The sequence below is a fragment of the Lysinibacillus louembei genome, from assembly GCF_033880585.1.
Lineage (GTDB): Bacteria > Bacillota > Bacilli > Bacillales_A > Planococcaceae > Metasolibacillus > Metasolibacillus louembei.
Window position 1 is genome coordinate 1,232,641 of sequence record NZ_CP137624.1, and the last position, 24,570, is coordinate 1,257,210.

Consider the following 24,570-nt stretch of genomic DNA (forward strand, 5'->3'; position numbering starts at 1 on the left):
TTGTTAAAAGAGGAGGGTATTTATGAAAAAGATAAGGAAACAGACAATTGCATTATTAGTCATTTTATTGCTTAGTTTATATACGGTATTTGGCAGTATCCCTGTAGTAGCAGAAACGAACCTAACTTTGAATGTACTATTAACTGTGGATGGGCAGCCTTATCAGGAAGGGAATATTGCAACAAGCCCAGTCACAATTCACCTCACAACGACTTCAGCTGACAGTGCTAGTATACAAGTGGAATGGTCCAAGGATGAAGGTATATCATGGGAAGCGATTAGTATAACAACACCTCAAGTCATCGCAGAGCAAGGAGAGCATGCTATCTGGTTCCGAGTAAAAGAACAAGCGACGATTAGCAAGCATTTGATTCGTATTGCACCTTTGCATACTCATATATTACTTGAAAATAATATAATTTTTGTCGATGCTAATAACGGTGACGACAATCATAACGGCACAAGCTGGGACGATGCTGTAAAAGACTTACAAAAGGCTTTAGAAAAGGCGGTAGTAGGTGACCAAATTTGGGTTGCTGCGGGAACGTATACACCGACCAAACGAGATAATGACAGTGATCCTCGCACTGCACATTTTAAAATGAAAAATGGTGTAGCGATTTATGGAGGATTTGCGGGGGATGAAAAAACATTAACACAGCGGGATTTTCAAAAAAATAAAACGATATTAAGTGGTGTACTTCCAAGTGGAGGAAATGCTTATCATGTATTTTATCATCCAGATAACTTACATTTGAACGAAACAGCTATACTTGATGGCGTCATCATTACAGCAGGGAATCCTAATCATGCTACACAAAACCAGCATATGCACGGAGGAGGCATGTACAATAGTGGAAATAGCCCAACTCTCAGAAATGTAGTATTTACTGCAAATATTGCCTATCAATATGGCGGAGGAATATACAATTATGAAAGTAATCCAACCTTAATGAATGTGACGTTTATTGAAAATAGAGCATATTCTGGTGGCGGAATGTACAATGACTCAAGTAATCCACAATTAACAGATGTAATGTTTGATAACAATAGAGTTTCCATGAACGGTGGTGGCCTCTATAACAATAACAGTAATCCAATCCTACTAAGTACGGCATTTACAGCCAACAATGCACCAAACAAAGGAGGTGGGGTCTACAATACTGGGAAAAGTGATGCTATTTTGACGGATGCCTTATTTAAACAAAATAAAGCAGCTGTGGAAGGTGGCGGAATGTATAATAGTAACAGTAACCCAAAGCTAACTGATGTAGTGTTTGAGCAAAATACTACAGATTGGTCAGGTGGAGGGATGAATAATAGTAATAGTAGCCCAGTCTTAACAAATGTAACGTTTAGTGGAAATCAGACAAAATATGGAGGCGGAATTTATAATATTGGCAGTAGCCCAACGCTAATAGATGTAAAATTTAATGAAAATACAGCATCCCAACAAGGAGGAGGAATCTATAATAAGGAAGCAAGTAATCCAACTTTAACAGATGTAGTATTTGAGGAAAATAAAGCAACTTGGTATGGAGGCGGGATGTCTAATCATGGCAGTAGCCCAGTCTTAACAGATGTAATATTTAATATGAATCAAACGACGTTAGGTGGTGGAATGTATAATGACAATAGTAACCCAACCTTAATAGGCGTTAAGTTTAAGGGAAATAGAGCAACAGTGAGATCTAATTCAGGTGGTATTGGAGCGGGTATGTACAACTCTGTAAGTAGTCCGACCTTAACAGATGTCATCTTTTCTGAAAACATAGCAGATAATGGAGGTGGTGGCATATACAATGGTGGTGGTAGCGAGCCAACCATCACAAATGTTTCTTTTACTGCAAATGAAGCGAGTACAGGAGGCGGCATGTATAATGCGGCAAATACACGCCCAATATTAATAAATGCACTATTTACTTTCAATCAAGCGAAGAATAGTGCAGCAGGAAGTGCACTATATAACTCTGATACTACAGATATTAGTTTAATGAATGCGACCATATATGCAAATGGGCCAACAGCCATTCGCGGAGGCACTGTAAATAGCAAAATTGTTAATAGCATCATTATTGGAAATGCAAATACAGCATCCTATGCAGATTATTTAGGAAAGATGACAAACAGTTTAGTTGATGTATTAGTAGGTAAAGGGCAATCGTTTGATGCTGATGGGAATCCTATAGGTTCAGAAACTTATACACCTGATGATATATTTGTCAATCCAACAGAGGCGAACTTACATTTGAAAACAGGCTCACCAGCAATTGATATGGGGAATTCTAATGCTCATAGTATAATGACAGACCTTGCAGGAAAAAAGCGTATTCAAGGTGCGGCCATTGATTTAGGCGCATACGAGATGCAGTCACGCTATACAGTGACATATCATCCAAATGGTGCGACAGGAGGAACAGTTCCAATTGATAATGGAACATATGAGGAAGAAATGCCTGTCACAGTGCAAAGTAATAGCGGAAATCTAGTGATAACAGGATATACATTTGCAGGCTGGAATACACAGCCTGATGGGAGTGGGACAGCCTACGTGGCAAATTCCACATTCCAAATGGGAATAGAAAATATAACCTTGTACGCCCAATGGACAAAAAACCCAACGTATACGGTTATTTATGAGGCAAATGGTGCAACAACAGGAAATGTACCGCAAGACCCACAACAGTATGAAGTGAACGCCATGGTAACGGTGCAAGGAAATAGTGGGAATTTAATGAAGTTAGGGTATACCTTCGTAGGTTGGAATACAAAAGTAGATGGAAGTGGAATAACGTATACACCAAATTCCACATTCCAAATGGGCACAAAAAATGTAACGTTGTATGCCCAATGGACAAAAAATCCAACCTATACAATTACCTATAAGGCAAATGGGGCAACAGCAGGAAACGTACCACAAGACCCACAACAGTATGAAGTGAACGCTATAGTAATGGTGAAGGGGAATATTGGAAATTTAACGAGGACAGGACATACCTTCACTGGTTGGAACACACAGGCGGATGGAAGTGGTGTAGCCTACGCACCAAATACGTCATTGCAAATGGGAGCAGAGAATATAACGCTGTATGCACAATGGAAAGCAAATGAAACAAATGAGGGAAATACGCCAATTACTCCGCCAGCACCTGGTGGTAGCACTCCTTCAGTTCCACCTGAGAGTAATGATTCTACAAATGCGCCATTGACTGAAGAGAAGACCATTCCATCACCAATAAAAATTTCATTTGAGACAAATGGTGGAGAGATGTTAAAGTCGATAGAAATTTTAACGAATACAAAAATCTACAATTTACCTAAACCTGTAAAGGAAAATTATAGATTTGAAGGCTGGTATAAAGATCCACTTTTCACAATCAAATGGACGGAGGATACATTGGTCACTGAAAATATGATGTTATATGCGAAATGGAGCGAGGTATCAAAAGAAATTCAGCGTGAGCTGCTACTTACAGATATTGAGTCACATTGGGCACGAGGAATGATTGAGGAATTGGTAGCGCAAGGTATTATAAAAGGGTATGAGGATAGCACATTCCGCCCGAACGAATCGATTAGTCGTCAGCATGTAGCGTTGCTATTGTCACGTGCTTTTACACTTGACCCGATTCGTTCAGCAGTTGCTTTTTCTGATGTATCACCTAAGCATACTTACTATGAGGCGATATTGACATTGCAGCAAGCGGGTATCATTGATGGGAAAGACGGCGCCTTTTTGCCGAGTGAGCACATGACGCGTGCCCAACTTGCAAAAGTGCTTGTTGGTGTTATGGGACTAAAACCTGAGGGAACTGCATCATTTATTGATGTAAGCAACGATCATTGGAGCACAGGCTATATAGCCGTACTTGAACGAGAAGGCATTGCACTTGGTGATAATGGTGCATTTCACCCAAAGGAATCTGTAACACGCGCTCAATTTGTAGCGTTTTTATATCGTATAATACAACTTCAAAGGTGATAGTGAACCTTTTAATAAAATATTTCCCTATAACATTTATTTGTTGTAGGGAAGTATTTTTTGTAGAGAAATTGAAATGCATATGTGCTTGGGTTTCTATGTAAATGTTTAAATGCTTATATAATAACGTTTATAAGCTATTTAATGTGTTTTGAGTCAATGATTTTTATAAATTTATTGAATGATTATACATAAAATTGTCGAGTTGAGCCAACTGCCTATTTCGTTTTACAATAGAACTATTACAGAAGGGAGTTTTAACAAAATATGAATAAATCAGTTGCTATTATTGGGGTTCCATCAGATTATGGACAAAGACGTCGCGGTGTAGATATGGGACCAAGTGCCATTCGTTATGCTGGGGTGGTAGAGCGTTTAGAGGCATTAGGATATGCAGTGAAGGATGAAGGCGATATTCGTGTAGAAAAAGCGCCTATTAAAAAAGACCAAAATGAAAAATTACTGAATTTAGATGAAGTAGTAGAAGTATGCTCAAAGCTAGCACAAAAAGTGGAGGACGCGGTAAATGAAAACCATATTCCACTTGTACTTGGTGGTGACCATAGTATCGCAATTGGGACGTTAGCTGGGCTCGAAAAATATAAAAACTTAGGTGTTATTTGGTTTGATGCACATGCAGATATTAATACACCAGAATCCACACCGTCTGGCAATATTCATGGAATGCCATTAGCGGTAAGCTTAGGGCTTGGGCATGAGCGTTTAACATCGATTCATCATGCAGGACCAAAAGTGAAGGCAGAAAATATTATTATTATTGGTGCACGCTCTGTCGATGAAGGGGAACGTGAGCTTATTAAAGAAAAAAATATTAAAGTTTACACAATGCATGAAGTTGACCGTCTAGGTATGACAGCGGTTATGGAAGATGCGATTCGCTATTTACAAGAACGCGGTGTCGATGGTGTCCATTTATCATTAGATTTAGATGGACTAGACCCATTGTATACGCCAGGTGTTGGAACGCCTGTAGCAGGAGGTATTACGTATCGTGAAAGCCATCTTGCAATGGAAATGCTGCAAGAGGCAAGCATTCTTACCTCTGTAGAGTTTGTTGAAGTAAATCCAATTCTAGATGAAAAAAATAAAACAGCAAACGTTGCTGTCGCATTAATTGGTTCATTATTTGGTGAAACATTAGTGTAAGACAATGTCATTAAAGGTGTTGAGAGTGGATTTTTTCTCTCTCAGCACCTTTTGCGCATTTTACTACAATTTCCTAATGAAATTTTGTTATAATAAAAAGAAAAACTGAAACCTTTCTTGAAGGTGTACGTATATGTATTAACAGCTGAGAAGGTAGAGAGGGATTGGCACGATGGATGCGTTAGTGAACAAGAGAATAAAGCAAGTGCTTAAAGGTGATCAAAACGCATACGCCGATATTGTGAACCTCTATCAGCACAAGCTGTATCAAGTTTGTTATCGAATGCTTGGCAACAAGCAAGAGGCAGAGGATATTGCACAAGAAGCATTTGTTCGTGCATATATTAATCTGCACTCATACGATCAAAAAAGGAAATTTTCAACGTGGATATATCGTATAGCCACGAATCTTTGCATTGACCGCATTCGTAAAAAGAAGCCAGATTATTATTTGGATGCGGAAGTTGCAGGGACAGATGGCCTAGATATGTATTCACAAATTGCAGCAGATGAACAACTGCCAGAAGAAGCTGTTGAACAGATGGAGCTACAGGACCGCATTCAATACGAGATTAGCCGATTGCCAGACAAATATCGCTCTGTCATTGTACTGAAGTACATTGAAGAGCTATCGCTACAAGAAATTAGTGAAATTCTTGATATGCCCCTTGGCACAGTAAAGACACGTATTCATCGTGGTCGGGAAGCACTTCGCAAGCAGTTAAACAATTTGTAGGAGGAGAATTCGCATGAGAACGTGTCCTGAACATTACATTGACTACATGCACGATTATTTAGATGGCGATATTACACGTGAGCATGAACAAGAGCTGAAAAAGCATATTCAAAGCTGTGTAAGCTGCCAAAAGCATATGCATGAGCTCAGCGATACAGTGGCATTTGTCAAAAGCGCGACACATATTACAGCGCCTCCACATTTTGAGGCGAATGTAATGAATCGTTTACCGAAACGTAAAAATACGCTAGGTATTCAAAAATGGTTACGCAGACATCCGATTATTGTGGCAGCCGCCGTATTCTTTCTATTGATGGGGGCAACTTTAATGGCAAGCTATCCGAACGATAATCAATTTTCTGTAACGACACAATCGAATTTAGTCGTTGATGGGCAAACAGTTATCGTACCCAAGGGTGAAGTTGTTAAAGGTGATGTTGTTGTAAAAAATGGCAACTTAATCATCGAAGGAGAAGTGGACGGGAATGTTACAGTAATTAATGGCAGTTATATGGCTTCTACTGCTGTCGTATCAGGGCAAATCGAAGAAATAAATGAAACATTCGATTGGCTATGGTATAAAATAAAGAAAATGGCAAATGACGTCGCAGCATTGTTTGAATAGTTGATGCAACTTTTTTCAAAATCAGACGTTTGATAGAGGGTGTAGATGAAATGAGGAAAGCATTTCATCTACACCCATTTTTTTCGTAATAATACCTTAGAAAAAGCGACAATAAGCGGAAGTATGTTATACTATTTTTAGCATGATTCAGTAGCTCTTTTGTGTGACAAATAACCGCAGGAGTGCATATTTTTAACAAATATTTAAAATATCATCTTTTTATAAAATAAAGCCTCTGGAGATATCATAGATTTTGAAGAGAAGCCTGCATGAGAGGGGCATGTGGCGGTGCAAATTAACTTCCACTCGCTCAAAGAAATCTGAACGAAGGTTGGCTAAAGTACAATTGATATGCAACAGTTAGAAAAGTGGGGGATGCCACGTGCAGTTAATAATGAATCAATTTGCAGATTTTACCGCTGTGAATTATATATTTGGCTTTATTGATATCGTCGTTGTCTGGTACGTACTGTATAAGCTGCTTGGTCTCATTCAAGGAACAAAAGCAGTCCAGCTATTAAAAGGGATATTCGTTATTGTGATTGCTAAAATCGCAACATCCCTCTTCGGTTTAAGCACGCTCGATTACTTGTTAAAGCAAGTAATTGAGTGGGGGTTTGTAGGGATTGTTATTATATTCCAACCTGAAATACGGCGAGCGCTTGAGCAATTAGGGCGAGGAAAGATATTCCAACGCTCTGGCAATCATCAAGAGGAAGAACAAACACGCCTAATTGAAGCGATGAAAAAATCAGTTAGCTACATGGCCAAACGACGCATCGGTGCATTAATATCGATTGAAAAAGAAACGGGTTTGACAGAATATATTGAAACAGGTATAGCAATGGATGCAACAGTATCCTCAGAGCTATTAATTAATATTTTCATACCGAATACACCACTACATGATGGTGCAGTTATTATGCAAAAGGATAAAATTGCAGCAGCAGCATGTTATTTACCATTATCTGAAAGTCCATTTATTTCAAAGGAGCTAGGCACCCGACATCGTGCGGCACTTGGCTTAAGTGAAGTAACGGATGCAATTACCATCGTCGTTTCAGAGGAAACAGGCGCAATTAGCCTTACGGTCAATGGCAACTTGCATCGTGATTTGAAGATTGAGGAATTTGAAGCGTTGCTACGCAAAGCATGGTTTGGATCTGAGCAGGAAGCGACACAGGCCTCTAAGTGGACTTGGAGGGGGAAGAAGAATGGATAGATTATTTAATAGTAATTGGTTAATTCGTCTTACAGCATTATTACTTGCGATTGCACTGTTCTTTTACGTGCAATCAGAAAATGATTCCACTCGTAATACACCTAGCTCACAGCAGGCGGATATTATTGAGGATGTGAAGCTTGAGGTATATTATGATGACGAAAATTTAATCGTCACAGGCTTACCAGAAACGGTCGATTTGGGGATCGAAGGACCTATGCAAATCGTCATGCGTGAGAAGCTAGCGAAAGATTATAAAGTATTTGTCGATTTAAATTCATTGTTAATTGGCCAACATAGAGTTACAATACAGACTGAAAACTTTTCTGAAAAGTTAAGCGTGTCAGTTTATCCGCCATTTGCAAATGTTGTTATTGAGGAGAAGGTAACGAAGGAGTTTCGTGTAGAGCCGGAAATCAATAATAGACAAATTAAAGAAGGCTATGTATTGAAAAACATGACTGTTGAGCCTAAATACGTTTTCGTCACAGGTGCAAAAAGTGTTATGGACAAAATTAATTATGTAAAAGCATCGATTAAAGCAGAGGATGGATTGACACAATCATTTAGCCAACAGGCGAATGTGAAGGTATTGGATCGTGATTTAAACAAGCTTGATGTGACGATACAGCCAGAAACAGTAGATATCAATGTGGAAATTGAAGAATATAATCGGGAAATTCCCCTTACACTGAAGCAAACAGGTCAATTGCCAGAAGGTGTAACGATTAATGAGCTATCTTTAAAACAGGAAAGTGTTCGAGTGACAGGTCCACAATCTATTGTGGATTCATTAAACGAAATTGTTGTGGAGTTTGACTTATCTAAACTAACTGAATCTGGCGACTATGAGGCCAAAATTCCGAAGCTAGAAAGCTCTGTGAAGCTAGCGAATGAAACGGTTAAGATTCAAGCTAATCTCACAATAGTAGAGCAAAGTGAAGAAGTTGTATCTACTGAGGCTGACATTCCCTTACCTAGTGAGGATGCAGACGAAGAATAGCTATAGTATAGGCAACGAGGCATACACAATAAAGAAATTCGGGTGTAAGCAAGTCGATTGGATTAACAATGTAGTGTTGAAGGAGAGAAAAAGTAATGGGTAAATATTTCGGAACAGATGGCGTCCGTGGGGTGGCGAATAGCGAATTAACACCAGAGCTTGCATTTAAGCTAGGACGAGCTGGCGGTCATGTATTAACGAAGGATACGGAAAGTAGACCGAAAGTTCTTATTGGGCGAGATACGCGCATCTCAGGCGAAATGCTTGAAGGTGCATTAGTGGCAGGTCTATTGTCAATTGGTGTGGAAGTAATGCGTTTAGGTGTTATTAGTACACCGGGTGTAGCGTATTTAACACGTATTATGAATGCTAATGCGGGTGTTATGATTTCTGCATCACATAATCCAGTAGCTGATAATGGCATTAAGTTTTTCGGTTCAGATGGCTTTAAACTATCTGATGCTCAGGAAGCAGAAATTGAAAGCTTACTGGATGCGCCAGAGGATACTTTACCACGTCCAGTTGGTGGAGACATCGGTTCTGTAAATGATTATTTCGAAGGCGGTCAAAAATATATCTCTTATTTAAAACAGACTGTGGAAGAAGAATTCGTTAATATTCATGTAGCATTAGATTGTGCACATGGTGCAACATCATCACTTGCAACACATTTATTTGCTGATTTAGAAGCGGATATTTCAACGATGGGCTCTTCTCCAAACGGTTTAAATATCAACGACGGTGTAGGTTCTACACATCCAGAAAAATTGGCTGAATTCGTTGTAGAACGAGGTGCTGATATCGGTCTTGCTTTCGATGGTGATGGTGACCGTTTAATCGCAGTCGATGAAAAGGGACAAATCGTTGATGGCGACCAAATTATGTTTATTATTGGAAAATATTTAAATGCAAAAGGTCGTTTAAAGAAAAGCACAATTGTGTCAACGGTGATGAGCAATATGGGCTTTTACAAAGCATTACGTGAGCATATGATGGAAAGCGTGCAAACAGCTGTAGGCGACCGCTATGTTGTTGAGGAAATGCGTGCAAACGATTATAATTTCGGTGGTGAGCAATCAGGTCATATTGTTTTCCTAGACTTTAATACAACAGGTGATGGCTTATTAACAGCAATCCAGCTTGTTAACATTATGAAAGTAACAGGGAAACGCTTATCAGAGCTAGCATCTGAAATGACTGTTTTCCCACAGCGCTTAGTGAACATTCGTGTAACGGACAAACATGCGGTGACAATAAACGAAAAAGTAGCTGCAGTGATTGCTGAAGTGGAAGCGGATATGCAAGGCAATGGTCGTGTATTAGTTCGCCCTTCAGGCACGGAGCCGTTAGTTCGCGTAATGGTTGAGGCTGCAACAGAAGAGGACTGTACAACATATGTAGAGAAAATTGCAGAAGTTGTACGTGCAGAAATGGGCTTAGCTGAATAATAGAGTATAGCTGCTGGAAACACTTTTCAGCAGCTATTTTTTTATGTTTACATATTGCAATAAAGGGGAAATATACAACTGTACCAAATTCAAAGGAGTGTAATGAAATGGCAAAAATAGCAACATTAATTACGGACAAGTTTGAAGACAGCGAGTACACGAGCCCGAAAGAAGCGTTAGAAAATGCAGGGCATACAGTCATTAACATTGATAAAGAAGGCAATAAAACAGTGACAGGGAAGCAAGGAGAGGCTACTGTTAAAATTGACTACGGTGTAGCTGAAGTGAATCCAGCCGATTTTGATGCCTTATTAATTCCTGGCGGCTTCTCCCCAGATTTGCTGCGAGATGATGATCGCGTTGTAGCGTTTGCGAAGCATTTTATGGATGAAATGAAGCCTGTATTCGCTATTTGTCACGGCCCCCAGCTATTAATTACTGCAAAATCGTTAGAGGGACGCGATACGACAGGCTATAAATCCATCAAGGTAGACCTAGAATATGCAGGCGCAAAATTCCATGATGAGGAAGTATTTGTTTGTCAAAAGCAACTTGTAACAAGTAGAACACCGAAAGATTTACCAGCATTTAATCGAGAAATTGTGAACCTTTTACAGGAAAAGGGACTATAATAAAGTATCTGTAGGCGATGCATCGTCTACAGATTTTTTTAACCAACTTCGTCAATTATGATTGGGCAAAAGTTCAAAATCCTGACACAACCACACTTTAGTATATTTGAGATAAGTGTGCAGACGATTGACGAACTGTGATATTTTTTGTATGATAAAAAAGCTTATTGCATGCGCCATAAAGGAGGAAAGATAGTGCGCACTATAAATTTAAAGGAAAACAATTATAGCGCCTGAGCTAAGGAAATAGAGCGGATATCATCCTTAGTTGACGAGGTGGAGGTTTATCGAAAATTCGGCGGATACCTCCCGATTGACAATGCCCAGTCGTCATATTCGTTTTAAAGCAGGAAAGCGATTTTCTGTACAGAGGAACGAATCGGCATCAAATAACGAGTACAAAACTACAAAGCCTTACCGCCAATGCGTCTGTTAAACAGAGCAGCCATAGGCAAAAAAGGCATTGATTTGTAGTCTATTTCGTATTGCCTTTTACCTCGATAAAAAATAAATATTGATTTTAGATTGCAAATCGTAGTGTTGTCCTCGAAACGACTTGGAGGAAATATACGATGTGTGGAATTGTTGGATATAATGGATTTTTAGATGCAAAGGAAATTTTATTAAAAGGGTTAGAGAAATTAGAATACCGTGGCTATGATTCAGCTGGTATTGCAGTTCACAATGAAGAGGGTATCACAGTATTTAAAGAAAAAGGTCGCATTGCTGATTTACGCAAGGCAGTGGATGAAGACGTTGTATCGACGGTTGGTATCGGTCATACACGTTGGGCAACACATGGTGTTCCAAATCGCCGCAATGCGCACCCGCACCAAAGTGCAAACGGTCGCTTCACACTAGTGCACAATGGTGTTATTGAAAACTATCATTTATTGCAAAAAGCTTATTTAAAAGGCATTCAAATGCAATCTGATACAGATACAGAGGTGCTTGTACAGTTAATCGAGCTATTCGTAAAGGAAGAGGGCCTATCAACAGTAGAGGCTTTCCGTAAAACATTATCTTTAGTGCACGGCTCATATGCATTAGCTCTATTAGATAATGAAGATGCAGGCACTATTTATGTAGCAAAAAATAAATCACCATTGCTTGTTGGCGTTGGGGAAGACTTCAATGTCGTAGCATCTGATGCGATGGCAATGCTACAAGTAACAGACCAATTCATTGAATTACATGATAAAGAAATTGTTGTTGTACGTCGTGATAGCGTAGAAATCTCAAAGCTAGATGGTCGTATCGTAGAGCGCGCACCATACACAGCAGAGCTAGATATGAGCGACATTGAAAAAGGCACGTACCCACACTATATGCTAAAGGAAATGGATGAACAGCCAAATGTCGTGCGTAAAATTATCCAAGCATATGAGGTAGACGGCGAGCTAGCAATCGATGAGGAAATTTTAACTGCACTAAATGCGGCAGATCGCCTTTACATTATTGCAGCAGGCACAAGCTATCACTCAGGTCTTGTTGGTAAATCCTATTTCGAAAAAATGGCTCAAATTCCTGTCGAAGTGCATATTTCAAGTGAATTTGGCTACAATATGCCATTGCTTTCAGAAAAGCCTTTATTCATCTTCCTTTCACAATCTGGCGAAACAGCAGATAGCCGTCAAGTATTAGTGAAAGTAAAGGAAATGGGCTACCCAGCACTTACAATTACAAACGTACAAGGCTCAACACTATCGCGTGAAGCAGATTACACGCTACTGTTACACGCAGGTCCAGAAATCGCTGTAGCTTCAACAAAAGCATATGTAGCGCAGCTAGCTGTATTAGCAGTAGCCGCATACGTAGCAGGCAAAGCACGCGGCAATGCCGTTGACTTCGACCTAAAGCAAGAGCTAGCAATCGCAGCAACAGCAATTGCAGCAATTATCGACTCAAAAGAAGCAATGGAGCAAATTGCAGAAGACTACTTAAAAATCGCTCGCAACGCCTTCTTCATTGGACGCAACCTAGACTTCTGCGTCAGCCTAGAAGGAGCTTTAAAGCTAAAAGAAATCTCTTACATCCAAGCAGAAGGCTTCGCTGGTGGCGAATTAAAGCACGGTACAATCGCTTTAATCGAAGAAGGCACACCTGTCTTTGCATTAGTAACACAGGAGCAAGTAGCCCTTAATATCCGCGGTAACGTAAAGGAAGTTGTAGCACGCGGAGCTCACGCCTGCATCATCGCAAGCGAAGGCTTAGAGGAAGAAGGCGACCGCCTTGTCCTGCCACGCGTACACCCATTACTAACACCACTGGTAAGCGTTGTGCCACTACAGTTAATCAGCTACTACGCAGCACTACACCGCCGCTGTGACGTGGATAAACCACGTAACTTAGCTAAGAGTGTTACGGTGGAGTAGGGTTTTGGATTTGGAATAAAGTCATTGTAGATTTGAAATAAAGTCACGATGTTTATAAAAAAGATGCGATGAAACACCCCTTAGATTATAGTTTTCTAAAGGGGTGTTTTTATGTCTAAAAGAGCAAGAACATCTAAAGTTGAAAAATGGATTAAGAAAGGTCTAGATTCTAGTATTGGAGGATATTTATTCTACTGAATTAGCAATCTTTAAAAGCAATTCAGCAGCTTGTTGAGAAACTCTTTGGTCAAGTGATAGAATGTATTGCCATTCATTTTTTTCGAAAATAAGGATATTGAACCCTTGAATTTTTGTGCTATAAATTACATCGCTTCCATCATGTAATTTTAGCAGTTGAGTAATGTGGGTATCATTTATAGGAATCTTATGTTTTATTGGTCGTATTTCAATTTTATAATGCTTTTCTGGTGAATCTTGGTTTATATATTTAATTTCAAGATAGGTGTTTGGGGTTGCATCTAAACTAATAAATCTACCAAAAATATGTGTAAACTCTAATCCTGGAACTTTTTTGGGGAGCTTAATAGTTCGTTGAAAGTATGTTTCAGCTTCAGCAATAGCTTTGTCAATTTCCTTGTAACCTATATCGAGCAAGTTTTTCTCGAATTTGTATTCATTCGCAAACGAAGAATTAATTAAAAAGATAAATAAGAGGCAAATGGAAAATAAAAATAACCCAATTTTTTTTATTTTAAACATCTCCTTTAAAATTAGAGGATTTTTGAAAAAAATACAGAATCTATATTAAAACTATTAAATATTTGGAGGGGTACGATGAAAAAAATATTAAAATTTTTAACTTTATCTCTATTAGTTATTTGTAGTTTCACTGCTAATTTACCAGAAGCTGAAGCATATTTCGCATGCGCTGGTACACCTCGATGTGCTGATGCTAAATTACAATATGGTCAAGCTATGTATGCTTCCTCTAGTTCTGTGTATTTCACACAAGGAGAAACAATATATTATTCATGGGAGAATGATAAACCTGGAATAATGCATGTAGCCTTTTATATTTCTAAAGGTGGTGTACAGGTTGGTGAGATGAAATTTGCTGCTAGAGAAGGAATGGACTATGGTTTCTATACGGTAAAAGAAAGTGGTTATTATTATTTAACAGGCGCGTGTGAAGGTGGAAATGATACAAGGTGCCAAGGTGGGGGGACCATTCAACTTTGGTGATTGTGTAAAAGTTTAAAAAAGCTGTTATTTTAAAGCCCCTAAAATTTCCTTTAAGGGCTTTTTTATATTTATATACATTTTATCCCGGTCTAATGCCTAAAAGTGAAAGGAATATTTTAAATAAAGTTACACTGTTCACCTCTTGATACAAGATTATCTAAATGATTATTTTTATGTCGAAAAAAATATATGACTATCTAAAGATACAAGGGCAAAATTACTGCTGGTTTTTTTATAATAACAGAAATAGTGTTTTGAATTAGGAGATTTATCATGCGTTTGAAGAGAAATATCAAATAGCATCAGCTAGTTAAGGAGGGGTTAGAGAAAACTACCGCTGATTACAAAAAAATTGCGATGAAAAGCAATAGTACAAAACATTATCTTCATTCATTTTTCTAGCGATTTTGATTAATCTTTTTTACAAAAACCCACTCGACTCCAAAAACAAAGTGATATCTTTTGAGCAATCTTTTTTTTAAACACATTGGATGCTCAGACGATACAATCAGCAACTAGGTTGCACTTTTAATCAAACTTTATTCCAAACCAACAAATAATGTAGCTTTATAAAAAAGATTGATCATTTATAACAAAGTTCGATTATTTAAAATTAAGATTGATTAAAGATCCTGTATTGATATGCAGGATCTTTTTCTATTCCACATTCGGGCCATTTAATTGAATAACACTTCTAAATTAAATATGAGATTTTATGTTAATCTTGATGTGAGTTTGTGAAACAATGTGCTTAAGCTAACGGGGCAGTTTAGTTGAAGAATGTTTGGTTCATACAGTGATAATTGTAAAAGAGGCTTATTTTGTTAACTAGCCTCTTGAATTATTGAATTTCTATGAAAGAATACTATTGATTATTACTACTGTCTTTATGCTCAATAATTTTCTTCTTCATTTTATTTACTTCCGTTTGACTATAAAAATAAAATAACAGCCAAACAAATGCAAAAATTAATACATTAAATAGCAACAATAGGATAGTTAGTTTTATCGAAAAGGTAGGGATCCATTTTAAAGAAAAGGCAACAACTATAAAGGTACCTATAGCTAAAGAAAAATGACAAGCACTTTGTTGTAAGAATGTTAAACGTTCTATTCTATAGATGTATGAAGGGAGTATACAAGCAATTCCAACAATAATTGATCCTAATACTTGTTGAGGAAAAGTAGCCATAACAGCATATAAAAACAAATCTCCTTTAATCCAATAACCAATAAGATTAACAATAACAAAAACTGTACATCCCATACTTAGACCGAACCCTAAACTCTTGAAAATGTTCATGTAACTATACCCCCAAACGCTCTTTAAATGTTTTTTTATAATTACGAGAAATCACTTCTTTTATCCCTAAAGTAAGTTCAATTTCCATTGTTCCATTAAAGGAAGCTTCAATATTTCTGATTTTTCTAAGATTAATTATTGCTGATTTAGAAATCCGGATAAAATCATCACCTAGCTGCTGTTCTAACTCATATAAAGGTTTACTCATAATAACACGTTTACCATCGTCACTATATAGTACTAATTCTTTTCCTTCTGTTCTAATAACAATTACAGTATGAGGTTCGATAATATGTACTTTATTGTTTGCAGTCCCTGTTAAAATTTGTTCATGTTCTTGTTGTAAGAGTGAGATTGCAGCCTGAATAGCTGGTGTCAATTTGGACACGCAGATTGTTATATAGGGTTCATTTATTTGTGTATCAATTTTTATTTCTATCTTCATCTCTATCACCTCTCCCTAAAAATATAGCATAGATTACGATTCGAATAATGCAGGTTATATGTAATAAAAAGCATTTCACCTAACAATAAAGACATGTTACTCGTAAAGTATTGTTGCTAAACTTTTATGTCGTTATATTTGGCTTTAACAAAAGTAATTTAAAAAATATAACTCAAGGAGGCAGTTAGTATGAACGAGGTAACAACGCTAAAAGACCAAATTAAGACGGGATGGATATTAGTAAGCATATCAAGTATGTTTACAATAAGTATTATATATTGGTATATAAATAATCCTAAGAGGTTTATTGAGAATGGATTAGGATATTCCCCAGAAATGTTACTTAATTTACCTATGTGGTTTTTCACCTTATTAATTGTTATAGGGTATATTTCCTATACAATGTTTGCCATACCTTATGTGAAAAGAAATTTATTAACATTTTCTTGGCTTAAATTAATTGGTATATGGGCTGCTATTGTAAGTGGAATAGTAGAGGAAGTTGTATTTAGACATTTGCTCATGGATTATTTATTATCTATTGGATTGCCATATCTTTCACAAGTATTAATCTCGGGAATTACGTTTGGGATTGTACATGGTGCATGGGTATTATTGCGAGGAGAGATAAAAATTGCACTTCCAGCCATTCTTTCAACTACGATCTTAGGTTGTCTTCTTGCTATGCTCTACATTTATACTGGAAGGAGCACCCTTGCACCTATTATAGCCCATGTTTTAATCAATATGATAATAGAGCCATGGTTAATGCTTTCTGCCATTTCAAGGAAATGGCAAATAAAAAAAGTATAAAGTAATAATTGAGGGGGATGTTGAATAATTTCTCCTTAAAAATAAATAACTTTATGGGAAAAAGGTAAGTTAATATACTACTGTTAGCAAATTTGATGGTTTTTTAGAACCTATGAGAGTGAGGTTCATAGTCTTTCATCTATGAGGCTCAGTTGTATAATCTAAGTCCTTCAACTATGGGATGCTTTAGTCGGATAAGGATTTTCAACAATCGGGCGCTATAATGGAATAAGGATTACAAAAATGATCAAACTTTTTTATAAAAACTAAATCTATGCCATAATAAAACCCACTTATTTTGATCAAACTTTGTTCAACGTAAGTGGGTTACTTTTGATATGAAATCAATGTTCGCAGCATGTTTTTGATCAATCTTTATTCCAAACCTACAATACAGTCGTACCATTTTGCCCCTCTGGATTATAGTAATTCAAAGGAGGGCTTTTATGTCTAAAAGAGCAAGACCATCTTCCTTTTGTATCTTTAAAACAAAGCTGTATCGTTTATAAAAAGATGAGCTGTTTTTTAAAATCTTAGAATGATAATTTATAAAAATTTGATAAAAAAATCTTGTTATATATAGAATTTCCCCTTATTCAACAATCGGGCTAGATTGTTGAGTGACAGCCTTTTAAGAAATGTTACCTAACGACGCTTGTGTAAAAAATATTGTTGTTTAAAAATCCTTATTTCACGAACGGAGTAGGTTAGTGGAAGCAATAGTAATTAGGTTTGACTGGGAAAATTGCCGATGATATTAAAAAGGACACTGAAGTGTCTTATGCTTTTCAAATTAAGCATACCTATAAATTGAAATAACATTAAGGAGCGAGATATTTTATCGATGAGTGTATACAAACCATGTAATGCTTGCTGTTAGTAATACTGACGAAATCAATGCGGTAAGAACACTATATGTTTGCCAAATAAGTATCGTTGACCAATCGAAAGCACAGCACAGGGTACCTAAGGCAATCGTTGCAATCAGGAAAATAGCTGTTATGATTATTCTCTTTTTTGTCATTGGCTGCCGCTCATTCGTTTTCCTTCTGCGTAATCCTATGAGAAATAGTAGAACGGCCAATAGGCAAAGAATAATAGTAATAGATGACAAAATGATATCCAAACGCTGTGTGCCGCTTATTTCATATGACTGAGTTAGGTTGCCATCTAATATATCTTTAACCTTTAGTACCAGGTTTATATTGGTATTTGTGCCGTTGCTCAGCAAGCAGATGGCTGTTTGTTCATTTAGCAGTATAGCTACTTGGGTTCTGAAATTTGGATTGCTCCCAGTGTGCTCTATAATTGTTTGGTTGGCGTTTACTGACCAGCCTGCCGCATAATACATATCGTTGACAGCTGAAACAGACATATCACCCTTATGTGATTTTTCAATAACTGTGTGAAATATTTCAGGTATGTTCTGCACAATACCCATCTGTATGCCCATCCAACGCGCCATATCTTTTGTATTAGAAATGATGTAGCCTGCGGGTTTATTCCCAGCATAATCTGGAGCTTCAAATGGAGTTGTCATAAAAAAGGAAGAACGGTAGCCCTGTGCCAACTGTCCAGTGGCTTGAGCATCTTCTTTATAAACATACGTCTGGTGAAGACCTAACGGCTGAAATACCTGTTCCCTCATAAAGTCTTCATAGCTTTGTCGCGACACAATTTCAATAACCAAACCCAATACATCATAATTAACGGTTCCATAGTTATACTGTTGACCGGGAGGGAACTCCAATTCGGCATCTACAAGCATTTCCACAGTCTTTTGCAACATATCTGGTGTATTGCCTTGTGGAATATTTTGAAGATGCCTAATATTTGTTAGACCACTGGTATGGTGAAGAAAGTTATTTAGTGTAAGGCTTTGCATATCAACAGGGTTCCCTTGATACTTTAACGTAAACCAAGGTAAATATTTTTGGACAGGGTCAGTCATTGAGAGCAGCCCTTGCTCTTCCAATAGCAAAATACCTATACCGGTAAAAGCTTTACTGACCGAGGCTAACTCATAGAGTGTATTTTCACTTGCAGACAACTCCTTTTCACGGTCAGCATACCCTGAAGAAAAGTAGAATACTTCATCATCAGCAAGTATTGAGATTGACATTCCTGGCACACCTGATATGCGAGAGGCATCATCTAGCAACGCTTGTATTGCCGCAGATTTCGAATCTGACAACGCATAACTTTGTGTTGTGAATCCTGAGAATAATATAAATATCGTTAATACAAAAACAATAATTTTTTTCATAAACTCTCCTTTTTAAAAAATTATAAGAGAATAATATAAACAACTTACTTTTACAACTCCTGAATTATAATTTATCTTTCTATTCACCTATATAATATCAGGTAATTGTGAAGAGTTACACTTAACGAACAGATGCGTTAGTTCAATAAGAAAAACGATTGTGGAGCAACACAGGTAGAAAATAATCAATTTTTTATAAAAACCAAACTTAAATATGCTGTTTGACGAAACTGTTTTTCCATGCTATATTTGTTCTCATATTATAAAAAGGTGTGGTGAAGTATGTCCGTAGTAGGTATCAACTAATTGTTATTAGTTGAATAAGGTGTTTATTTTCTGGTCGATGCCAGTTTATTAAGGATGCCTTTTTTCAAATATGTTACTTGAACATTTTTGAATACCTACTATCAGACTGCTTCCATTTCCATATATTCGTTTAGCGTAGAATGTAAGACATTAGGCTTTGAAGGTGGATTCTATCCATCCATGCTTAATTTATTTAGGTCTTGTTTATTCATGCTTGTTCGAGATGTGGCCTTGTTTTTGACAAGGTGATGCCCGCGGAAGCTTTCTGTCCAATTTGGTTGTCCAAATTGGAAGGCAGGGAAGGCTTTAGCGGGCTTATTTTATTTGGAATGAGGAAGATAAAATGAATAATATGACCTTTGAAAAATTACAATATCATGAATTAAAAAATCAAGTTAAAAATCACTGTGTTAGCAGCTTAGGTAAAGAATTAATAGAAAGACTACAGCCAAGCTCGAATTTAAAAGTTGTTCTTAATCGTTTAAATGAAACAAGTGAGGCCCGAAAGTTGTTGGATGCTGAAAAGCACTTGCCATTAATCGGCATTTCCAATATAACAAGCCATATTAGAAAATTAGAAAAAGGTATGATATTAACACCAACAGAATTACTTGCAATTTCTGATTTTTTAAGAGGTTGTAGAAAAATCAAAAAATTTATGGCAGATAAAGAATTTTTTGCGCCTGTACTTTACACCTATGCACTTTCTATGACTGAATTTCGAAATATTGAAGAGAACATCTTATTTGCAATTAGAGGAAATCGAGTTGATTCAGAGGCTAGTAAAGAGTTAAGGCGAATAAGGAATCAGATTGCTAAAACAGAAGAGAAAATTGAAGAACGTTTGAATAAGTTTTTGAAAAATGGAGCCAATAAAGAATATATCCAAGAATCTTATATTAGTAAGAAAGATGATCGTTTTACGATTCCAATTAAAGCCTCCTTTAAGAATCATGTAGCCGGAACGATTATTGAAACATCCTCTAAAGGGTCTACAGTATTCATTGAACCTGAGGTTGTCACGAAACTGAATGTGGAATTATTAAGTTTGAAATCAGAAGAAGCAGTTGAGGAGTATCAAATATTAGCAACGTTGACTGGAGCAATTCATGAATCACTTCATGAAATAGGGATTAATATTGAATGCATCAGTCAGTACGACATGATTTTTGCGAAAGCTAAGTATAGTAAAAGTACTGATGCTATTGAACCGAAGATTAATAATTATGGATATATAAAATTAGTTAATAGTAGACATCCATTATTAGAGGGTAGCATTGTTCCATTGGATTTTGAAATCGGTAAAGATTATAGAAGCTTGGTTATTACAGGGCCTAATGCGGGTGGGAAAACCGTCGTATTAAAGACCATTGGTATTTTAACTTTAGCCGTTATGTCAGGGTTTCATATTATGGCGAAACAAGGAACCGAAATTGCCATCTTTGATCACCTGTTTGTTGATATTGGGGATAATCAAAGTATAGAGAATGCCCTAAGTACTTTCTCTTCCCATATGAAGAATATTTCAGAAATCATGAGTGTTGCTACTAATAATACGCTGCTTTTATTTGATGAAATTGGAAGTGGAACGGAGCCAAATGAAGGTGCTGCTTTAGCAATCGCCATTTTGGAAGAGTTTTATCATATGGGATGTATTACAATTGCAACAACTCATTATGGGGAAATTAAACGGTATTCTGAAATGCACGCTGACTTTATGAATGCGGCCATGTTATTTAATAGTGCTGAATTGAAGCCGATGTATAAGCTATTAATAGGAAAATCAGGTGAGAGTAATGCACTTTGGATTTCAAGTAAGATGAATATTCGTGAAAGTGTATTGAATCGGGCTCAATTGTATATAGAAAATAAAAATTATAATCTGGAAACAATAAGAGAAAACAAAATAAAAAAACCGGTTCATGAAGTGGAGCAACTATTAGAGGTATATCATTATGAAATAGGTGATCGGGTAAAGTTAATCAGCCAGGATGATTATGCAATTGTCTTTGAGCCAAAAGATAAATTTAATAACATTAAACTGTTCTATAAAGATGAAATATTGGAAGTAAATATTAGGCGGATTGAATTGGACATTAAAGCAACGCAATTATATCCTGAAGGGTATGATGTAAACACCTTATTTACCAGCTACCAAGATAGAAAGCTAGAGCATGATTTGAAGAGGGGCTCGAAAAAGGCACTGCGAAAGGTTCAAAAGGAAATAAGAAACAGAAAACAAGAATAGTTGTCTGAAGTGGAGCTTCTACTAGCAGATGTCGAACAAAGCATATGATATTGGGAAAAGAAAGGGTACTGTGCATTCGGTTAAATGTAATTAAGAACGGCTGCATTGGCACACTTCTTATATCGATTATATTCAAATTCTTAATAGATTAACTTGAATGAATCCAAAGGACGCAAGCTTCAAGTGATTCAAGAGTTAATGGCATTAAATCAAAAAGTAAAGGAACAAAAGGCGAAACCAATTTTGTCTACGCAAGTATTGCCATTGTTAGAACTAAGGAAAAGAGCTTTAAATCAGAAAAAACACTCGTACGAATTATTATTAAGTCATGGGGATATAAAAATTACTTTGAAAGAGTTCTATTAAGCCGTGGTGGATACTTGTCTTATTAGCATTATTAGTGCTGGAATTGGTTGCTACTATAACAGCCTTTTTCTATTGGATCAAAGGAGCCTATGTTTCGATAAGTAAATATAGTTCTCCTTATTTAAGCAAGGAAAGTAATCTAAGATAAGTATAATTGTCGTATGTTAATAAATTTGATATGATTATTTCGTTGTAAAGGAAAGGAGCATTAGATATGTGTTGCTCATGTTGTCCAGTGGTGGATATGCAAAACTCTCTATAATTTTAAAAATATAGGAGGTTATTTTGTATATGCTATTACAGGAAAAATTAATAAATATAATTAAAGAGAAGTGTGAAAAGGATCCTCGTATTTCTGCGTGTATGATGTATGGATCGTTTACAAAAGGTGAAGGGGATCAATATTCGGATGTTGAGTTCTACATCTTTTTAAAGACTACAGAAATTGAACAATTTGAGTCTTCTGACTGGATGAGAGATATTGCTCCATATGATTTACACTTCATGAATGAGTTTGGGTCAGAAGTTGTCGTGTTTTCCAATTTAATTAGAGGAGAGTTTCATTTTCTGTCTGAATCTGAGATTGAAGTTATTAAGACATTTAAAGAGACAGGTGTTTTCCCTGACACAGAATCCATGTTTATTTATGATATAACAGGTAAATTAAAAGTATGTTTAGATTATCTAAAGGGTGAAGGGCCAGAAAGAATGACAAATGATAATGTCAATTCTGCCTTTAATAACTTTATTAACGCATGGATAATGGGTATAAATGTTTTAAAAAGAGGGGAAATGGCACGTTCGTTGGAATGTCTAACATATGTTCAAAAATACGTTTTACAATTGATTAGAATTCGTGAAAAAAACGTAGAACGTTGGCTAAACGCTACAAAAAACTTGGAAGAGGATCTTTCAAAAAAGGCATACAGTGAATATACTTCAATTACGTCAAAGTTGGATAAAGAAGAATTATATCATGCTTATTCAAATGCACTGCATGTAGTTGAGGGATTAGCTTGTTTACTTGTTGATGATTACAAATTTGATATTAATTTAGCATTCCTAAAGAAATTACATTCTTATTTAACGAATCGTCCTTAAATTGTAAAGGGATAGTTAATGCATATAAATAGGAGAGGGTATCCGAAATTTGGATAACCTCTCTATTTTTTGATTAGGTATATGAAAAGCATTGATAGATAGTTTAGCTATAGAAGAAGGGCTGACATATTATAAAGTTGATAAAATAGCAATAATGCCAATATTATAATTAAGGGTTTCTTGGCTTTTAATCAAGCTGTTTTATAAAAGCTAAATTCAATGTTTTCGATGAAATAATCAGTGTTTTTTATTTTCACTAAAGACTTTCTACATTTAAACACTTCGTTTCACAATAATAGCCTTTGCCGCCAACATAAACTTTTTCTATTTTATTCTTGCAATTGGCTTCTAATTTAACTAATATTTCGGAAGGTGAGTGTAAGGAATAACCTTGTTCAAATACATATACTTCTTTTTGCAAATAGTGCTGTTCATAAAGGTAGCAAGCTAATGCACCATTTGAAGTGCCAGTCGCTGCTTCTTCATTGATGTCGTATAGTGGAGCAAAATTTCTGCATATAATTCGATTGTCATTAAAAGTATACAGATGCATCCCGACAACATTATAATACTTGCTGATTTCTTTAATTTTTTCAAAATTAGGTTGTAATGCATGTAATTGTGTTTCGCTTTTTATAGGAGTTAAAATATCTTTTAAGCCTGTGGAGACAATTTGAATTGGGTATTTATTATCTATAGCTTTAATGTCAAAACAGTCGATGAACTCATTTGGAGATACAACAGCATAGAATTTCGGCTTGTTTTGTTCCATGAATATGATGTCATCTTTTATGGTAATAGTAAGAACACCGCTGTTCGTTTCAATCGTATAGCGATTCTTGAAAAGTTTATTTAAATGCATCAATATCGCGAAAGCGCCAATTGTTGCATGACCACATAAATCAACTTCTTCTTTTGGTGTAAAGTACTCAAATTTATAATCAGCAATTTCAGATTCTGATATAAATGCAGTTTCCGCATAGCCGAGTTGTTTGGCTATTGCCATTTTTTGAGTAGTGGTCAATGTATTCTCAATAAATACCACTCCGGCTTTATTTCCACCTTTATGATCCTTGCTAAATGCGCTTGCAACATAAACGGATATTTTCATAAGACACCTTCCTCACTTATAGTAAATTGTAGCATAGAAAGCACTACGTATAAATGTTATTGGATAAAGTGAACCTTCAATCAATGGGAGTTTTCCTCATCCTGCGAAAACGCTTATGTGACCAACATCGTGTTGGCCTCAACCTTAGTTTTTATACCCTACTTAAACATCTCGATGTCCTCGAATATTTTGAATTGGAGTGATCCTGCTGTTACTCG

18 protein-coding genes are annotated in these 24,570 nt (G+C 36.5%); 13 read left to right on the forward strand and 5 right to left on the reverse strand.

The annotated features are described in order from the left end of the window. Positions 1–22: 22 nt before the first annotated feature. From R6U77_RS06135 to glmS, 9 genes are all read left to right on the forward strand, one after another. Complete coding sequence (locus tag R6U77_RS06135; protein ID WP_319837797.1) at positions 23–3,982, forward strand: InlB B-repeat-containing protein; 3,960 nt, start codon at positions 23–25, stop codon at positions 3,980–3,982. Between the two features lie 267 nt (positions 3,983–4,249). Continuing rightward, positions 4,250–5,149 (forward strand): arginase, encoded by a 900-nt coding sequence (gene rocF, locus R6U77_RS06140; protein ID WP_319837798.1) that lies wholly within the window; start codon positions 4,250–4,252, stop codon positions 5,147–5,149. A gap of 172 nt (positions 5,150–5,321) precedes the next feature. Next, positions 5,322–5,885, forward strand: coding sequence for an RNA polymerase sigma factor SigW (gene sigW / locus R6U77_RS06145; protein WP_293926976.1), 564 nt, complete (start codon positions 5,322–5,324; stop codon positions 5,883–5,885). A gap of 13 nt (positions 5,886–5,898) precedes the next feature. Further along, entirely contained in the window at positions 5,899–6,510 is a 612-nt protein-coding gene (locus tag R6U77_RS06150) for an anti-sigma factor family protein (protein ID WP_293926978.1), read from the forward strand. Positions 6,511–6,904: 394 nt separating this feature from the next. Then, the gene (gene cdaA / locus R6U77_RS06155; RefSeq protein WP_293927147.1) at positions 6,905–7,732 is read left to right on the forward strand and encodes a diadenylate cyclase CdaA; all 828 of its coding nucleotides are present in this window, start codon (positions 6,905–6,907) and stop codon (positions 7,730–7,732) included. Next, positions 7,725–8,735 (forward strand): CdaR family protein, encoded by a 1,011-nt coding sequence (locus R6U77_RS06160; RefSeq protein WP_293926981.1) that lies wholly within the window; start codon positions 7,725–7,727, stop codon positions 8,733–8,735. Before cdaA ends, R6U77_RS06160 begins: the two co-directional genes overlap by 8 nt. 95 nt (positions 8,736–8,830) lie before the next feature. Further along, positions 8,831–10,183, forward strand: a complete 1,353-nt coding sequence (gene glmM / locus R6U77_RS06165; protein WP_319837799.1) for a phosphoglucosamine mutase — start codon at positions 8,831–8,833, stop codon at positions 10,181–10,183. Between the two features lie 107 nt (positions 10,184–10,290). After that, complete coding sequence (locus R6U77_RS06170; RefSeq protein ID WP_293926986.1) at positions 10,291–10,815, forward strand: type 1 glutamine amidotransferase domain-containing protein; 525 nt, start codon at positions 10,291–10,293, stop codon at positions 10,813–10,815. Positions 10,816–11,387: 572 nt separating this feature from the next. After that, complete coding sequence (gene glmS, locus R6U77_RS06175; RefSeq protein ID WP_293926988.1) at positions 11,388–13,190, forward strand: glutamine--fructose-6-phosphate transaminase (isomerizing); 1,803 nt, start codon at positions 11,388–11,390, stop codon at positions 13,188–13,190. A 186-nt stretch (positions 13,191–13,376) separates the two neighbouring features. On the opposite strand, the gene R6U77_RS06180 is transcribed toward glmS, so the two are convergent. Then, positions 13,377–13,910: a hypothetical protein gene (locus R6U77_RS06180; protein WP_319837800.1), complete on the reverse strand. Its 534-nt coding sequence runs from the start codon at positions 13,908–13,910 to the stop codon at positions 13,377–13,379. 75 nt (positions 13,911–13,985) lie between these two features. On the opposite strand from R6U77_RS06180, the gene R6U77_RS06185 reads away from it, so the two are divergent. Then, on the forward strand, positions 13,986–14,393 hold the full coding sequence (locus tag R6U77_RS06185) for a hypothetical protein (RefSeq protein WP_319837801.1): 408 nt from the start codon (positions 13,986–13,988) through the stop codon (positions 14,391–14,393). Between the two features lie 865 nt (positions 14,394–15,258). Here the strand turns inward: R6U77_RS06185 and R6U77_RS06190 are convergent. Both R6U77_RS06190 and R6U77_RS06195 read right to left on the reverse strand, forming a co-directional pair. Further along, positions 15,259–15,696 (reverse strand): DUF3021 domain-containing protein, encoded by a 438-nt coding sequence (locus R6U77_RS06190; protein WP_319837802.1) that lies wholly within the window; start codon positions 15,694–15,696, stop codon positions 15,259–15,261. A gap of 4 nt (positions 15,697–15,700) precedes the next feature. Further along, a complete protein-coding gene (locus tag R6U77_RS06195) occupies positions 15,701–16,141 on the reverse strand; it encodes a LytTR family DNA-binding domain-containing protein (protein ID WP_319837803.1) in 441 nt (146 codons plus the stop codon). 189 nt (positions 16,142–16,330) lie between these two features. Between R6U77_RS06195 and R6U77_RS06200 the strand changes: the two genes are divergently transcribed. Continuing rightward, a complete protein-coding gene (locus R6U77_RS06200) occupies positions 16,331–16,954 on the forward strand; it encodes a CPBP family intramembrane glutamic endopeptidase (RefSeq protein ID WP_319837804.1) in 624 nt (207 codons plus the stop codon). 838 nt (positions 16,955–17,792) lie between these two features. On the opposite strand, the gene R6U77_RS06205 is transcribed toward R6U77_RS06200, so the two are convergent. Continuing rightward, positions 17,793–19,220 carry a serine hydrolase domain-containing protein gene (locus R6U77_RS06205; protein ID WP_319837805.1) on the reverse strand — a complete coding sequence of 476 codons (1,428 nt, stop codon included), beginning with the start codon at positions 19,218–19,220 and terminating at the stop codon, positions 17,793–17,795. A gap of 649 nt (positions 19,221–19,869) precedes the next feature. Here R6U77_RS06205 and R6U77_RS06210 point away from each other — a divergent pair. Together R6U77_RS06210 and R6U77_RS06215 are read left to right on the forward strand one after the other, a co-directional pair. Beyond that, on the forward strand, positions 19,870–21,774 hold the full coding sequence (locus R6U77_RS06210) for an endonuclease MutS2 (RefSeq protein WP_319837806.1): 1,905 nt from the start codon (positions 19,870–19,872) through the stop codon (positions 21,772–21,774). A 657-nt stretch (positions 21,775–22,431) separates the two neighbouring features. After that, complete coding sequence (locus R6U77_RS06215) at positions 22,432–23,241, forward strand: nucleotidyltransferase (protein WP_319837807.1); 810 nt, start codon at positions 22,432–22,434, stop codon at positions 23,239–23,241. 256 nt (positions 23,242–23,497) lie between these two features. Here the strand turns inward: R6U77_RS06215 and R6U77_RS06220 are convergent, their stop codons facing one another. Then, a complete protein-coding gene (locus R6U77_RS06220; protein WP_319837808.1) occupies positions 23,498–24,352 on the reverse strand; it encodes a PhzF family phenazine biosynthesis protein in 855 nt (284 codons plus the stop codon). Between the last annotated feature and the right edge of the window lie 218 nt (positions 24,353–24,570).

What these genes read in the sequence shown, in the direction of transcription:
- R6U77_RS06135 (WP_319837797.1), top strand. Translation starts at nt 23, where the DNA reads ATGAAAAAGATAAGGAAACAGACAATTGCATTATTAGTCATTTTATTG.
- rocF (WP_319837798.1), top strand. Translation starts at nt 4,250, where the DNA reads ATGAATAAATCAGTTGCTATTATTGGGGTTCCATCAGATTATGGACAA.
- sigW (WP_293926976.1), top strand. Translation starts at nt 5,322, where the DNA reads ATGGATGCGTTAGTGAACAAGAGAATAAAGCAAGTGCTTAAAGGTGAT.
- R6U77_RS06150 (WP_293926978.1), top strand. Translation starts at nt 5,899, where the DNA reads ATGAGAACGTGTCCTGAACATTACATTGACTACATGCACGATTATTTA.
- cdaA (WP_293927147.1), top strand. Translation starts at nt 6,905, where the DNA reads ATGAATCAATTTGCAGATTTTACCGCTGTGAATTATATATTTGGCTTT.
- R6U77_RS06160 (WP_293926981.1), top strand. Translation starts at nt 7,725, where the DNA reads ATGGATAGATTATTTAATAGTAATTGGTTAATTCGTCTTACAGCATTA.
- glmM (WP_319837799.1), top strand. Translation starts at nt 8,831, where the DNA reads ATGGGTAAATATTTCGGAACAGATGGCGTCCGTGGGGTGGCGAATAGC.
- R6U77_RS06170 (WP_293926986.1), top strand. Translation starts at nt 10,291, where the DNA reads ATGGCAAAAATAGCAACATTAATTACGGACAAGTTTGAAGACAGCGAG.
- glmS (WP_293926988.1), top strand. Translation starts at nt 11,388, where the DNA reads ATGTGTGGAATTGTTGGATATAATGGATTTTTAGATGCAAAGGAAATT.
- R6U77_RS06180 (WP_319837800.1), bottom strand. Translation starts at nt 13,910, where the DNA reads ATGTTTAAAATAAAAAAAATTGGGTTATTTTTATTTTCCATTTGCCTC.
- R6U77_RS06185 (WP_319837801.1), top strand. Translation starts at nt 13,986, where the DNA reads ATGAAAAAAATATTAAAATTTTTAACTTTATCTCTATTAGTTATTTGT.
- R6U77_RS06190 (WP_319837802.1), bottom strand. Translation starts at nt 15,696, where the DNA reads ATGAACATTTTCAAGAGTTTAGGGTTCGGTCTAAGTATGGGATGTACA.
- R6U77_RS06195 (WP_319837803.1), bottom strand. Translation starts at nt 16,141, where the DNA reads ATGAAGATAGAAATAAAAATTGATACACAAATAAATGAACCCTATATA.
- R6U77_RS06200 (WP_319837804.1), top strand. Translation starts at nt 16,331, where the DNA reads ATGAACGAGGTAACAACGCTAAAAGACCAAATTAAGACGGGATGGATA.
- R6U77_RS06205 (WP_319837805.1), bottom strand. Translation starts at nt 19,220, where the DNA reads ATGAAAAAAATTATTGTTTTTGTATTAACGATATTTATATTATTCTCA.
- R6U77_RS06210 (WP_319837806.1), top strand. Translation starts at nt 19,870, where the DNA reads ATGAATAATATGACCTTTGAAAAATTACAATATCATGAATTAAAAAAT.
- R6U77_RS06215 (WP_319837807.1), top strand. Translation starts at nt 22,432, where the DNA reads ATGCTATTACAGGAAAAATTAATAAATATAATTAAAGAGAAGTGTGAA.
- R6U77_RS06220 (WP_319837808.1), bottom strand. Translation starts at nt 24,352, where the DNA reads ATGAAAATATCCGTTTATGTTGCAAGCGCATTTAGCAAGGATCATAAA.